This window comes from Aminobacter sp. P4_H6_2 (assembly GCF_056400805.1).
In genome coordinates, this window is the sequence record NZ_JBFUKO010000099.1 from 1 (window position 1) to 12,743 (window position 12,743).

Sequence of the window (12,743 nt, forward strand, 5' to 3'; positions counted from 1 at the left end):
AGAATCGGCAGAGCTTTATCTGCTCGCCAAGGACTTCAAGGGCAAAACCGAGCCGGACGTCTCATAGTTGCTGCGGCTCGTCTGCCGTATTGCGCGCCAAGCGGTGGCCGGAGATGGCCTTGCCGGCATCGGGCGCCAAACGCGCATACATGAGCGCCGGCAGCAGCGAAATGACGGCGACGGTCAGGAATGCAAAGGTGAAGCCCGCGCCGCCGATCGCCTGGCCGGTGGCCAGTGACCAGATCTCGAGCGCCCCGCCACCGATGGCCACGCCCAAAGCCACCGAAGTCTGCTGGGCGACTGCCGAGATTGCTGTTGCCTGGCCGCTCTGGGATGCCTCGATGTCGGCAAAGACCAGCGCGTTCGACGAGGTGAAAAACAGCGAGCGCAGGAAGCCGGCCAGGAAAAGCACCGACAGGATCGCCAGATAAGGCGTTTGCGGGGTGAACAGTGCGTTTGCGGCCATCAGGCCGGCCGACATGACCGACGCAACCACCAAAACGTTGCGAAAGCCCGCTGTCCTCAGGATCCTCGGCGCCACGAACTTCATCGATAGCGCACCTGCTGCGGTGGCGAAGGTAATCATGCCGGACTGGAACGGCGATAGGCCGAAACCGAGCTGAAACAGCAGCGGCAAAAGGAATGGAGCCGCGCCAACGCCGACGCGAAACAATGAGCCGCCGACGATGGCGGTGCGGAAAACCGGATTGGCGAAGAGTTTGAGGTCGAGCAGCGGGTAGGGCGCGCGGCGCGCGTGGCGGACATAAAGCAGGCCGGCGGCCACGCCGATGACGATGGTGATCGCGCCGACGGCCGGCGGCAGTGCCGGCAAGCTGACCACCGACAGGCCAAAGACCACGCCTGATGCAGCGATAGCCGACAGGAAGAAGCCGGGCACGTCGATCGGCCGTGTCGCTTCGGGCGGTATTTCGGGCAGGAAAATCCCCGACAGCCAGATGCCGATCACGCCGATCGGAATGTTGATCAGGAAGATCCAGTGCCAGGTAAAGAAGGTGGTGATGAAGCCGCCGACCGGTGGTCCGATCAATGGGCCGACGAGTGCCGGGATGGTCAGCGTCGCCATTGCCGCGACCAGTCCGCTCTTTTCCGTCGTGCGCACCAGAACGAGCCGCGCTACGGGCGTCATCATCGATCCGCCCATGCCTTGCAAGAAGCGGGCGAGCACGAACGCGCTCAGCGAGTCTGACATGGCGCAAGCGATGGAGCCCAGCATGAACACGGCGATTGCAACGCGGAAGACGAGCTTCGCGCCGAAACGGTCGGCCATCCACGAACTGATCGGGATGAAGATGGCGAGCGAAACCAGATAGGCTGTCAGCGCAAGCTTGAGCGCAATGGGGCTGGTGCCGATGTCGGTGGCGATCGCCGGCAATGAGGTTGCGATGACCGTCGAGTCCATGTTCTCCATGAACAAGGCGACGGCAAGGATCAGCGGCGTGGTTCTATTCACGAAAGTGTCCGGCTTGAAGTCTGCAACAGCGGCCGCTGGCTCAGCCGTATCGGTGGGTTAGCATGGATATGCCTGCCTGTCCGCTGCCAGGACCTGCCGCTTCTCAAGGCCAGTCGGTTCGAACCACTAACCTCCCTCGCATAACGCAAGGTCTCGGCAATGCGTTCCCGCGGTGAACTGCGTCGATTGGCCTTCATCACGTGCTTTTCATCGAACCGAAGACGTGGTACCAGCCAGCGCCAATCCTGAAAGGGAAAAGACGAGTCGGCGCTGCATACCAATGGTTCCAGCGTCCTTTGACGCATTCCGAGGTTGGCCATGGCAAAAATCATTGAATCCTCCACCGGCGCGCTGGCGCTGACTTTTGACGACGTGCTATTGCAGCCCGGTCATTCCGAGGTCATGCCCGGCGAGACTGACGTCAGCACCCGTATCGCAGGTGACATCGATCTCAACATTCCGATCATTTCAGCCGCCATGGACACGGTGACGGAAGCGCGGCTTGCCATCGCCATGTCCCAGGCCGGCGGCATCGGGGTCATCCACCGCAACTTCACCCCGGCCGAACAGGCCGAGCAGGTCCGCCAGGTCAAGAAGTTCGAATCGGGCATGGTGGTCAACCCGGTTACCATCGGCCCTGACGCAACCCTGGCTGACGCACGCGCCCTGATGCGGGCGCATGGCATCTCCGGCATCCCGGTCGTCGAGAACGGTGGCAGCGGCGGTCAAAAGACCGGGCGCCTCGTCGGCATCCTGACCAACCGCGACGTGCGCTTTGCTTCCGACCCGGCGCAGAAGGTCTATGAATTGATGACGCGGGAGAACCTGATCACCGTCAAGGAGACGGTCGAGCAGGACGAAGCCAAGCGCCTCTTGCACCAGCACCGCATCGAAAAGCTGCTGGTCGTCGACAAGCACGGCAATTGCGTCGGCCTCATCACCGTCAAGGACATGGAGAAGTCGCAGCTCAACCCGAACGCGTCCAAGGACGGGCAGGGACGCCTGCGGGCAGCGGCTGCCACCAGCGTTGGCGATGACGGCTTCGAGCGTGCCGAGCGCCTGATAGACGCGGGCGTCGACCTGCTCGTCATCGACACTGCGCATGGCCATTCGCAGCGCGTGCTCGATGCCGTGGCCCGCGCCAAGAAGATCTCCAACTCCGTGCGCATCATGGCCGGCAACGTCGCCACTGCCGATGGCACCCGGGCCTTGATCGATGCTGGTGCGGACGCCGTCAAGGTTGGCATCGGACCGGGTTCGATCTGCACGACGCGCATCGTTGCCGGTGTGGGTGTACCCCAGCTCTCGGCCATCATGTCGGCGGTCGAGGCAGCGCAGAAGGCCGGCGTGACGGTCATCGCCGACGGCGGCATCAAATATTCGGGCGACCTGGCCAAGGCGCTMGCCGCTGGTGCTGGTGCTGCCATGATCGGCTCGTTGCTCGCCGGCACCGAAGAGAGCCCGGGCGAGGTCTATCTGCACCAGGGCCGTTCGTTCAAAGCCTATCGCGGCATGGGCTCGGTCGGTGCGATGGCGCGCGGCTCGGCTGACCGCTACTTCCAGGCCGAGGTTCGCGACACGCTCAAGCTGGTGCCTGAAGGCATTGAGGGCCAGGTGCCTTACAAGGGTCCCGTGGCCGGCGTGCTGCATCAGCTGGCGGGCGGCCTCAAGGCTGCGATGGGTTATGTCGGCGGGCGCGATCTTGCCGACTTCCGCGAGCGTGCCACTTTCGTGCGCATTTCCAATGCTGGCCTGCGCGAGAGCCACGCCCACGACGTGACCATCACCCGCGAAAGCCCGAATTACCCCGGCGGGGTGTGAGGCCAATGACCGTACGGCTGCGGCGTCACGCGGCGGCTCTGAGTTTTGCCACGGCGGTGGTGTTTGCCGCCATGGTCGCCTTGGAATTCCTCTATTTCCGCAGGCTGAGCGGTGGCTTGACCTCGCTCGACCTGCGGTTCTGGGGCTTTTCCGAGGCCGAGGGTTTCGCTTGGGTCGCAGCACTCGGGCGTCGGGGTGCCGAGATCATTCTTGTCTGGCACTACCTGACCCTCGATCTGGTCTTTCCAGCACTGCTTTCCCTGACGCTGGCCAGCTTGATCCTGAAAGCCGGTGAACGCCTGCCGCGCTTTGCTGCCCTAACTCCAACCATGCGTTCGGTCGCAGCGCTTGCGCTGGTGTTGCCCTATGCGATTGCCGACTACGCCCAGAACTTCGTTGTCGCGCGCATTCTCTCCGATCCGCCGGCGGCGGGGGCGAGGTCGATGTCACTGGCCTCGGGGTTGATCGTGACGAAGTTCGCGCTGGTAGCTATGCCAGTTGTCGTCCTCGGAGCTTTTTTGCTGGCCGGGCAGCGAAGCACGCACAGTTAGGCTCAAGCCATACTACTTAGAGCCTTATCGAAAACGCTGGACGCTTGTCGTTGTCGTTTGCCTCAATGAATTCGAGATAATGCGCGAGCACGCCACGCAGCGTATCTGTTTTGGGTTCGCGCGCGTCCGGCGCAGTCCCAGCAGCTTCGTGGCTGGCGATGCTTGTTTCCAGCCTCTGCCCAGGTTCGCTCTGCTCTTCGTATGTAGGCTTTTCTCTGGCGATGGAGATGTTCACGACTTCAGGGTCGGAAACCGCTTTCGATGAGGCCGCACTCTCGAGCCCGGTTAGTGCCTGAATGGCGGCTGCAGCCATTGCCGGACTGCTAGTGCCGTTCTCACTGCTTTCGTCCTGTCGTGCTTCTTTCAGGGCGTTTTCGACCTTCTCCGGTATGGCGGCGGCTTCCTCTAGTTTTTCCTTGGCCTCTGCCGCCTTGATGGCTTTCAGGTCTTCGGCAAGCGTTTCTTCGTCCACCACATCGATGGACGATTTGCCTTGGTCGGCGACCGTCTCCTCGACCGATTTGGGCCCGGAAGCGGCAGCCTCAAGCCGCTGAGTAACCTTGCCGCCGAGCTGACCCGCAAGTCCGCCCGACAATACGTCGTAGACCCTCTTGGCGGCGTCGCCTTCAGGCTCGACAAAGGCTTCAAACAGATCGGCGACGCTCATGCCGTCGAGGCGGAAGCCGACGGTGTCTTCGAGCAGCTTTCCGAGGTCTGGGTCCCGGGAAAGATATCCGGTGTCGAAGGTATCGTGGATCATCTTGGCGACAGCGCGGAAGGTGACTCCATTCTCACCAGGCYTCGGAATCGAAAAGTCGCGGTCGGAATTGACCTTGATGCTGTCGCGCAGTGCCTCGTCGCGCCATTCATTGCCAGCTTTGATGCCGTCCGCATCGCCGTCGCGGCCCAGTTTCAGCTTGCCGTTGAGATAGTCGACGGCCTTCTCGACGAGTGCAAACATTGCCTCCATCGGCGTGAGGCTGATGCCGAAATAGTGCTCGTTGATCGCCTGCATATTTTTGGCGGGTGCCGCTTGCCCTGGGGCATGCCAGGAACGGAATTTTCCTCGCGCGCCACGCGTTCCCGCATCAAGGTCGCTGACTGAATGACGGCGAGAGCAGGTTGGTAGCGATTGGCAATTGCGGGGAGCATTACACATTTCCCGTCGTTAGGAATATCGTGCCCCAATCTCAATCAGAACTTGTAAAGGCTCCATTAAGGCCAATCGAACGCAATACAGACTGTCATTTTATCTCAATTGTTTCTTCAAGGAAAAAGCCATGAACCAGACCGCCATTTTCTGGCCGATGCTCGCGCAAGTTCTTCTGGTCTACATCGTCTATGTGGTGCTCGGCATTCGCCGCAGAGAGGCGGTAGTCTCAGGCGAGGCGCGGGTCAGTCAGTTCAAGACACGCTCGGCCGAACCGGAATCGAGCGTCACGGTCGCCAACAACATCATCAACCAGTTTGAATTGCCGGTGCTGTTTTACGCCGCGTGCCTGTCGCTTTATGTGACCGAGGGCGCTTCCTACGTCAGCGTTGGGCTTGCCTGGCTGTTCGTTGCCACGCGTTGTGCCCACGCGTGGTTCCACCTGACTGCGAACCGGGTCACGATGCGCAGCCGCGCCTTCATTCTGGGGTGGCTGGTGCTCGGGCTGCTTTGGATCTGGTTTGCCTTGCACCTTGCCGGCGCGGTCTGAGCCGCGCCGATCAGGCCTGCGAGGCTTCGATCTCGAACACCGCGATCTTGCGCTTGTCGAAGCGAATGGCGATCTCGCCGCGCACCAGCTTCAGTGCTGTCTCGCCGAATACCGAGCGGCGCCAGCCCTGAAGGGCAGGGACGTCGGCGGCCTCGCCCTCGGCCGCGATGCGGTCGATGTCGTCGCCGGAAGCGAGCACCTTGGGGGCGACGCCTTCCTTCTCGGAGACCAGGCGCAAAAGCACCTTGAGCAGCTCTGCGGCGGCACTTGAGCCTTCCGGCGGCTGGAATGTCTTGGGCAGTTTGGGCATCTGATCGCGTGGCATGTCCAGCGCTGCGTTGACGACCGCCAGCAGAGCGGTTGCCGAAGACGAACGTTCCCAGCCCTTGGGTGTGGTCCGCAGCCGCGAAAGGGCTGTAGTATCGCGTGGCGCCTGCTGGGCCACCTCATAGATCGCATCGTCCTTGAGCACGCGCCCGCGCGGCACATTGCGCTCACGCGCCTCACGCTCGCGCCAGGCAGCGACCGCCTGGACGATGGCCAGTTCCTGTGGCTTGCGCAGCCGCATCTTGAGCCGCTTCCAGGCGTCTTCGGGGTGCGGGTCGTAGGTCTCGCGCGAGGTCAGCACCTCCATCTCTTCCTTGAGCCAGTCCGCGCGGCCTTCGCGCTCGAGCTCGGCGACGAGATGCTGATAGACGTCGATCAGGTGGGTCACGTCGGCCAGGGCGTAGTCGAGCTGCTTTTCCGATAGCGGCCGGTGGCGCCAGTCGGTGAAGCGCGACGACTTGTCGATGCGCCCGCCGGTGATCTTCTGGACGATCTGCTCGTATGAGACACTGTCACCGAAACCGCAGACCATCGCTGCAACCTGGGTGTCGAACACCGGGTGCGGGATCAGGCCGCCAAGATGGAAGACGATTTCGATGTCCTGCCGGGCGGCGTGGAAAACCTTGGTCACCGCCTCATTGGCCATCAGCGAAAAGAATGGCTTGAGATCGAGGCCGGGAGCGAGAGGATCGACCAACGCCGATACCCCCGGCGCTGCCATCTGGATCAGGCAGAGCTCGGGCCAGAAAGTGGTTTCGCGAATGAACTCGGTGTCTACCGTGACGAAGTTGGATTTTTCGAGAGCGGCAATGACGGTTTCGAGTTCGTCCTGGGTCGTTATTACATGCATAATATTGCTTTGTTCAGAACGCGTTATCTTTCCATTTCAGTCGGGCGACCTTTCGTCAAGGACCTGTAGCGCCAGCATGGAAAGTCTAGCCGGCGTCCGAGCCGTCGGTCGGCCCATTTTTACGGGCGAGGCGCGCGAAGATGGGCGATGTTCTCAGTAGTGCTATGAAGCGGCCGCGGTGGCCGGCAGGAACGGGCGAGCGCGATCCCATGCGGTAGACGATGACTGCCACGAACACGATGTAGACGGCAGCGCTGAAGCTGAATAGCGCATGCGGACCGTATCGCTCCATGACGATCGAGGCGACGAGCGGCCCAGCGATGGCGCCGACCGAATAAAACAGCATCAGGGCGGCGTTGATCAACACGAACTCGCCTTTTTCCGCCCGGTCATTGGCGTGTGCCGCCGACAGCGAATAAAGCGGCATGGCAAACGAGCCGAAGATGAAGACGAGCACGAAATTGGCCAGCGGCGAATTGCCGGCCAAAAAGACCAGCATGAGTGCCGAGGCCATTGCGCCAAATGTGGTGACCAGAAGCACCATCCGGCGATCCCACAGGTCAGACATGTAGCCGAGCGGATACTGGATGAGCGCGCCGCCGATGATGCCGACGCTGACGAAGGTGACGACGTCGGTGACCGACAGCCCGATCTGTTCGGCGTAGATCGGGCTCAGGGTACGGAAGGCGCTGTTGGTGATGCCGACGAAAATACAGCCGATGCTGCCGAGCGGCGAGATCAGCCACGCCCGCTTGAGGTCGAGCTTGACGTCTTCTGGCGGCGTTGGATTGGAACGATCGCCAAGCGACACCGGCACCAGCGACAGCGTGATCATGATCGACATGATGGCGAAGATGGTGAAGCCGCCCGCGCCAAAGACCGGGATCATGAACTGCGCGCCTGTCACCGAGCCGATATCGATGATGCGGTAAACGGCGAGCACTCGGGCGCGGTCATGATTCGAGACGCCGGAATTGAGCCAGCTCTCCATCACGGTGAAAAGCCCGGCGAAGCAGAAGCCTGTGGCAAAGCGGATCACCGACCACATCACCGGGTCGATGACGAGCACCAGCGTCAACGTGGCTGAGGCGGCGATTGCGGCAAGTGCCGCGAAGGCCCGGACGTGGCCTACGGCCTTCATGATGCGCGTGATGAAGATGCAGCCGAGCAGGAAGCCCATGAAATAGGCCGTACCCATCAACCCGATGGTCGACGCCGAAAAGCCTTCCTGCGCGCCGCGCAGCGCAATCAAGGTGCTTTGCAGGCCGTTGCCGCCCAACAGGATGCCGGCGGTGATCAGGAGCGGGATGAGGGGACGTATGGAGGACATCAGGCACGCGATACAAAAGTTGAGGTGGCTACAGTTTGCCTGATCGGTCAATGGCAGACAGCCACTGGTGCGACATATTCCGTCGACTGCGCCAACGTCGCCGCCGCGGAGGCGGTTAGCGTGCGCGCCGTCCGGCCGCTTGGCTGGAGCCTGTTGGCACGAACGAGGCCGCCGCAATGACGACATTGACCGTTAGCACCAGCATCGACGACGAGACCGCCGGTTTGATCGGCGACGGCTTGGATAAGTACAACTTCGATATCGCCGGACCGTACAACGAACAAGACATGTGGATCGTTGCGCGCGACGACGATGGACGGGCCATCGGTGGGCTCAAGGGGGTGTCCGAATATTCCTGGCTGTTTGTAGCTTGGCTGTGGATCTGCTTCGAGCACCGCAAGCAGGGACTTGGCGAGAAACTGCTGGCAAGGGCCGAAGAACAAGCCCGCCAGCGCGGCTGCATCGGCGTCTATCTCGATTCGTTTACGTTCCAGGCGCCGGACTTCTACAAACGCTTGGGATATGAGGAGTTCGGGCGCATCGAGGATTTCCCGCCGGGCCATTCCCGCGTCTGGTTGAAGAAAAGGCTCGAGCCATAAGGGCGAATACCCGGTCGCATCCCCGCCATCGCCGGCTTTACCTTGACAAAACCGGGCACCCATGCGCTTTTCGCGCCAAATTTCGGCCCGGGCGCATCGGACGCCCCGGCCGTATGACAACAGCCCGAACCGGAATATTTGCCATGCACCGTTACCGCAGCCACACCTGCGCTCAATTGAGGAAATCCGACGTCGGCTCGACCGTTCGCCTGTCCGGCTGGGTCCATCGCGTACGAGATCACGGCGGCTTGCTGTTCATCGACATGCGCGACCACTACGGCCTGACCCAGATCGTCGCCGATCCCGATTCGCCCGCCTTCAAGGTCGCCGAGACCGTGCGTGGCGAGTGGGTCATCCGCGTTGACGGTGAGGTCAAGGCGCGCATGGCAGACGCTGTTAACGGCAACCTGCCGACGGGTGAGATCGAGGTTTTCGCCAGCGAGATCGAAGTACTGTCGGCGTCCAAGGAACTGCCGCTGCCGGTGTTCGGCGAGCCGGAGTATCCTGAAGACATCCGTCTCAAGTACCGCTTCCTCGATCTGCGCCGCGAAACGCTGCACAAAAACATCGTGGCGCGCACCAAGATCATCGCCGAAATGCGCAAGCGCATGACCGACGAGGGCTTCACCGAATATTCGACGCCGATCCTGACGGCATCGTCGCCGGAAGGCGCACGCGACTTCCTGGTGCCGTCGCRCATCCATCCGGGCAAGTTCTTTGCGTTGCCGCAGGCGCCGCAGCAGTACAAGCAGCTTTTGATGGTCGCGGGCTTTGACCGTTACTTCCAGATCGCGCCTTGCTTCCGCGACGAAGATCCGCGCGCTGACCGTCTGCCGGGCGAATTCTACCAGCTCGACCTCGAAATGAGCTTCGTCACCCAGGAAGACGTCTGGAACACGATGGAGCCGGTGATGCGCGGCGTGTTCGAGAAGTTTGCCGACGGCAAGCCGGTCACGCAGCAGTTCCGCCGCATTCCTTATGATACGGCGCTGCGCACCTACGGCAGCGACAAGCCCGACCTGCGCAATCCGATCGAGATCCAGGAAGTCACCAGCCATTTCGACGGTTCGGGCTTCAAGGTGTTTGCAGGCATGATCGCCTCGAACCCGAAGGTCGAAGTCTGGGCGATCCCGGCCAAGACTGGTGGTTCGCGCGCGTTTTGCGACCGCATGAACTCCTGGGCGCAGGGCGAGGGCCAGCCGGGTCTCGGCTACATTTTCTGGCGCRAGGAAGGTGACAAGCTCGAAGGTGCCGGTCCCATCGCCAAGAATATCGGCGAAGAGCGTACCGAAGCGATTCGTCAGCAGCTTGGCCTGTCCGATGGCGATGCCGCATTCTTCGTTGCCGGCGATCCCAAGAAGTTCGTTTCGTTTGCCGGTGCAGCCCGCACCCGCGCCGGCGAGGAACTCAACCTCGTCGACCGCGAGCGTTTCGAGCTGTGCTGGATCATCGACTTCCCGTTCTACGAATGGCTGGAAGACGAAAAGAAGATCGATTTCGCCCACAATCCGTTCTCGATGCCTCAGGGCGGCCTGGAAGCGCTGAACGGCCAGGATCCGCTGACCATCAAGGCCTATCAGTACGACATGGTCTGCAACGGCTTCGAAATCGCGTCCGGTTCGATCCGCAATCAGCTGCCTGACCTGATGGTCAAGGCGTTCGAGCTGACCGGAAAGACACGCGAAGAGGTTGAAGAGCAGTTCGGTGGCCTCTACCGCGCCTTCCAGTATGGCGCACCTCCGCATGGCGGCATGGCTGCGGGCGTCGATCGCGTGATCATGTTGCTTGTCGGTGCAAAGAACCTGCGCGAAGTGACGCTGTTCCCGATGAACCAGCAGGCGCAGGACCTGCTGATGAACGCGCCCGCCGAGGCTTCGCCGCAGCAGCTGCGCGAGTTGTCGCTGCGCGTCGCGGTAGCTAAGAAAGAAGCTTAAGAAGTTCGCGCAAGCGACTCTTTCGACTCAGCAAAAAGCCCGGCATCGCTGCCGGGCTTTTTTCGTTTCAGGCCTTAGCCAGGATCAGTCTTGGTTGGCCGTGACCGTCAGGCCGAGCGTCTTGGGCAGGTCCTTGGGGTTCGACATGCCGCTTGCAGCCAAAAGCGCGAACGGAACCGGCGAGGCGGGCTTGGCGGCGATCTCGATCGACTTGGGGTTGTCGAGATAAGCGGTGACCGCCGTGGTGACCTGGGTCGCCAGCTCCGGATTGTTCAGTTCCATCATCAGGAACGGCACGATCGCCTTGGCCTGGTTGGCGATGTCCTTCGCCGTCATGTTCTGCTGCTTGGCGAGGAACTCGAGCACCTTGTTGGTCACCGAATCGTCATCGAAGCGAACGGTTGCGCCGTGGAAGGTGAGCTGCTGCATCAGGCCGAGCATGGCGAGGCCCTGAGCCGAGTTGTCCGTGCCTTCCGGCTGGGCGGCCATTTTCTTTTGCAGGTCCTGCACCGACTTGAGGAAATCGACAGTGTAACCGCCGAGATCAAAGGTCATGCCCAAGGTGCCGGCGTTGTCGACGGTGACGTCGTAGCTCGACAGCGCCATGCGGCCGTCGGTCGGCTGCCAGCTGCCTTCCATCTGGAAGTCGCCGCTGATGTTCTGGTAGCCGAGGGCTTCGATCGCTGCTTTCGACTGCGGGTCTTCGACAAGGGTCAGGTCAGCGGTGAACTTCTCGGCAGAACCGGTGAATTCCATGGCATTGCCATCGGCCGGAGGCGTAATTTCAGCTTGGAAGTTGGTCATCTGGAAGGCTTGCTTGTCGCCAACCTTGACACTGACATTGTCGAGAGTTGCGGTTTCGTACATCAAAAACGACGCGAGCAAGTCGGTTGAGTCCGTTGCCGGCAGCGTCACATTGCCGAGCGTCAGCGGGCTGATGTCGACCTTTGCCGTGCCTTCGGTGACGCTATAGGGCTCGGTGGTAATGGCCTCGATCTTGTAGCCGCGGTTTTCTTCGGTGATGCCGCTGAGCGTGACCTTGCCGATGGAAAGCGGCTTGCCTTCGCCGGCCATCGCGATGCTCGCCCCTTCGAGCACGGCATTGGAAGCGTCGCCAGTCACGCTGGTCCAGCCGAGCGTCATGTTCTGGGCCGCCAGTACGCTCTTCAGCCTTTCTGCGACCGCGGTTGCATCCTGGGCCAGTGCTGCATTGAGCGGAAGCGTAAAGAGAAAGGTCGATAGTGCGAGCTTGCTGAATGCAGAGCGGTATTGCGTCATCATGGTTCCCTGAGACTGTGAGGATTCGTTCACGCCTCTCCTGTCCGCCAGGAACTGGACTGGAAAAAGGCATTGCGGCGACATTGGCCGCAATTCGCGCGAAAAGGCAACCATTGGCGCGCAGTACACGCAAGAATGGTGAAGGGTTGGTTGTCCGGAACGGCAGCATTGCCTTGCAATCAAACTTGTTCGCATGCGGCACCGCGACACTCTTGCTTTCGCCGAATGCCCTTGTCGCGAATCACCCGTTCCGCTAGTCCAACCCCATGGGAAAAGCGCTTTTGCCGCCCGGAAACGGTAGCGGCGACAACATTGAACCGGTCGATCTGAAGAAGGCGCTCGAAGAGCGCTATCTGGCCTATGCGCTGTCGACCATCATGCACCGGGCATTGCCGGATGTGCGCGACGGACTGAAACCGGTCCATCGCCGCATCATGCACGCCATGCGGCTGCTCAGGCTCAATCCGGACCAGGGTTTTGCCAAATGCGCTCGCATCGTCGGCGAGGTCATGGGTAAGTTCCACCCGCATGGCGACCAGTCGATCTACGACGCGCTGGTGCGCCTCGCGCAGGATTTTTCGGTCCGCTATCCGCTCGTCGACGGGCAGGGCAATTTCGGCAATATCGACGGCGATAGTGCCGCCGCCATGCGTTACACCGAAGCGCGCATGACCGAAGTGTCGGTCTCGCTGCTCGAAGGCATCACCGAGGATGCCGTCGACTACCGCCCGACCTACAATGAAGAGGACGAAGAACCTGTCGTTCTGCCGGGTGCGTTTCCCAATCTACTCGCCAATGGTTCGTCGGGCATCGCAGTTGGCATGGCGACGTCGATCCCGCCGCACAACGCAGCCGAGCTGTGCAGTGCAGCCCTGTATCTTA

Annotated in this window: 11 protein-coding genes; 6 read left to right on the forward strand and 5 right to left on the reverse strand. The window is 61.4% G+C overall.

Annotated elements, in window-relative coordinates; translation table 11 throughout:
- Positions 1-61 precede the first annotated feature (61 nt).
- Positions 62-1,471 (reverse strand): MFS transporter, encoded by a 1,410-nt coding sequence (locus AC1DUU_RS10545; protein ID WP_476783369.1) that lies wholly within the window; start codon positions 1,469-1,471, stop codon positions 62-64.
- Positions 1,472-1,789: 318 nt separating this feature from the next.
- On the opposite strand from AC1DUU_RS10545, the gene guaB reads away from it, so the two are divergent.
- Entirely contained in the window at positions 1,790-3,292 is a 1,503-nt protein-coding gene (guaB, locus tag AC1DUU_RS10550) for an IMP dehydrogenase (RefSeq protein ID WP_476783370.1), read from the forward strand.
- Between the two features lie 5 nt (positions 3,293-3,297).
- The gene (locus tag AC1DUU_RS10555; RefSeq protein WP_476783371.1) at positions 3,298-3,843 is read left to right on the forward strand and encodes a hypothetical protein; all 546 of its coding nucleotides are present in this window, start codon (positions 3,298-3,300) and stop codon (positions 3,841-3,843) included.
- Between the two features lie 16 nt (positions 3,844-3,859).
- Here AC1DUU_RS10555 and AC1DUU_RS10560 read toward each other — a convergent pair whose 3' ends face one another.
- On the reverse strand, positions 3,860-4,858 hold the full coding sequence (locus AC1DUU_RS10560; RefSeq protein WP_476783372.1) for a hypothetical protein: 999 nt from the start codon (positions 4,856-4,858) through the stop codon (positions 3,860-3,862).
- A gap of 265 nt (positions 4,859-5,123) precedes the next feature.
- Here AC1DUU_RS10560 and AC1DUU_RS10565 point away from each other — a divergent pair, with 265 nt between their 5' ends.
- Entirely contained in the window at positions 5,124-5,543 is a 420-nt protein-coding gene (locus AC1DUU_RS10565; RefSeq protein WP_476783373.1) for an MAPEG family protein, read from the forward strand.
- Positions 5,544-5,553: 10 nt separating this feature from the next.
- Here the strand turns inward: AC1DUU_RS10565 and rnd are convergent, their stop codons facing one another.
- Together rnd and AC1DUU_RS10575 are read right to left on the reverse strand one after the other, a co-directional pair.
- Positions 5,554-6,720, reverse strand: a complete 1,167-nt coding sequence (gene rnd / locus AC1DUU_RS10570) for a ribonuclease D (protein ID WP_476783374.1) — start codon at positions 6,718-6,720, stop codon at positions 5,554-5,556.
- 85 nt (positions 6,721-6,805) lie between these two features.
- A complete protein-coding gene (locus AC1DUU_RS10575) occupies positions 6,806-8,050 on the reverse strand; it encodes an MFS transporter (RefSeq protein WP_476783375.1) in 1,245 nt (414 codons plus the stop codon).
- Positions 8,051-8,226: 176 nt separating this feature from the next.
- On the opposite strand from AC1DUU_RS10575, the gene AC1DUU_RS10580 reads away from it, so the two are divergent.
- Positions 8,227-8,649 (forward strand): GNAT family N-acetyltransferase, encoded by a 423-nt coding sequence (locus AC1DUU_RS10580; protein ID WP_476783376.1) that lies wholly within the window; start codon positions 8,227-8,229, stop codon positions 8,647-8,649.
- Between the two features lie 143 nt (positions 8,650-8,792).
- Positions 8,793-10,583, forward strand: coding sequence for an aspartate--tRNA ligase (gene aspS, locus AC1DUU_RS10585; RefSeq protein ID WP_476783377.1), 1,791 nt, complete (start codon positions 8,793-8,795; stop codon positions 10,581-10,583).
- Positions 10,584-10,667: 84 nt separating this feature from the next.
- Here aspS and AC1DUU_RS10590 read toward each other — a convergent pair whose 3' ends face one another.
- Positions 10,668-11,861: a hypothetical protein gene (locus AC1DUU_RS10590; RefSeq protein ID WP_476783379.1), complete on the reverse strand. Its 1,194-nt coding sequence runs from the start codon at positions 11,859-11,861 to the stop codon at positions 10,668-10,670.
- 266 nt (positions 11,862-12,127) lie between these two features.
- Here AC1DUU_RS10590 and AC1DUU_RS10595 point away from each other — a divergent pair.
- Positions 12,128-12,743: DNA gyrase subunit A (locus AC1DUU_RS10595; RefSeq protein ID WP_476783378.1), on the forward strand; the 616-nt coding region annotated here is incomplete at its 3' end.

Coding starts and splice junctions, on each gene's coding strand:
- AC1DUU_RS10590 (WP_476783379.1), bottom strand. CDS start 11,861: ATGACGCAATACCGCTCTGCATTCAGCAAGCTCGCACTATCGACCTTT.
- AC1DUU_RS10580 (WP_476783376.1), top strand. CDS start 8,227: ATGACGACATTGACCGTTAGCACCAGCATCGACGACGAGACCGCCGGT.
- AC1DUU_RS10555 (WP_476783371.1), top strand. CDS start 3,298: ATGACCGTACGGCTGCGGCGTCACGCGGCGGCTCTGAGTTTTGCCACG.
- AC1DUU_RS10575 (WP_476783375.1), bottom strand. CDS start 8,050: ATGTCCTCCATACGTCCCCTCATCCCGCTCCTGATCACCGCCGGCATC.
- rnd (WP_476783374.1), bottom strand. CDS start 6,720: ATGCATGTAATAACGACCCAGGACGAACTCGAAACCGTCATTGCCGCT.
- AC1DUU_RS10565 (WP_476783373.1), top strand. CDS start 5,124: ATGAACCAGACCGCCATTTTCTGGCCGATGCTCGCGCAAGTTCTTCTG.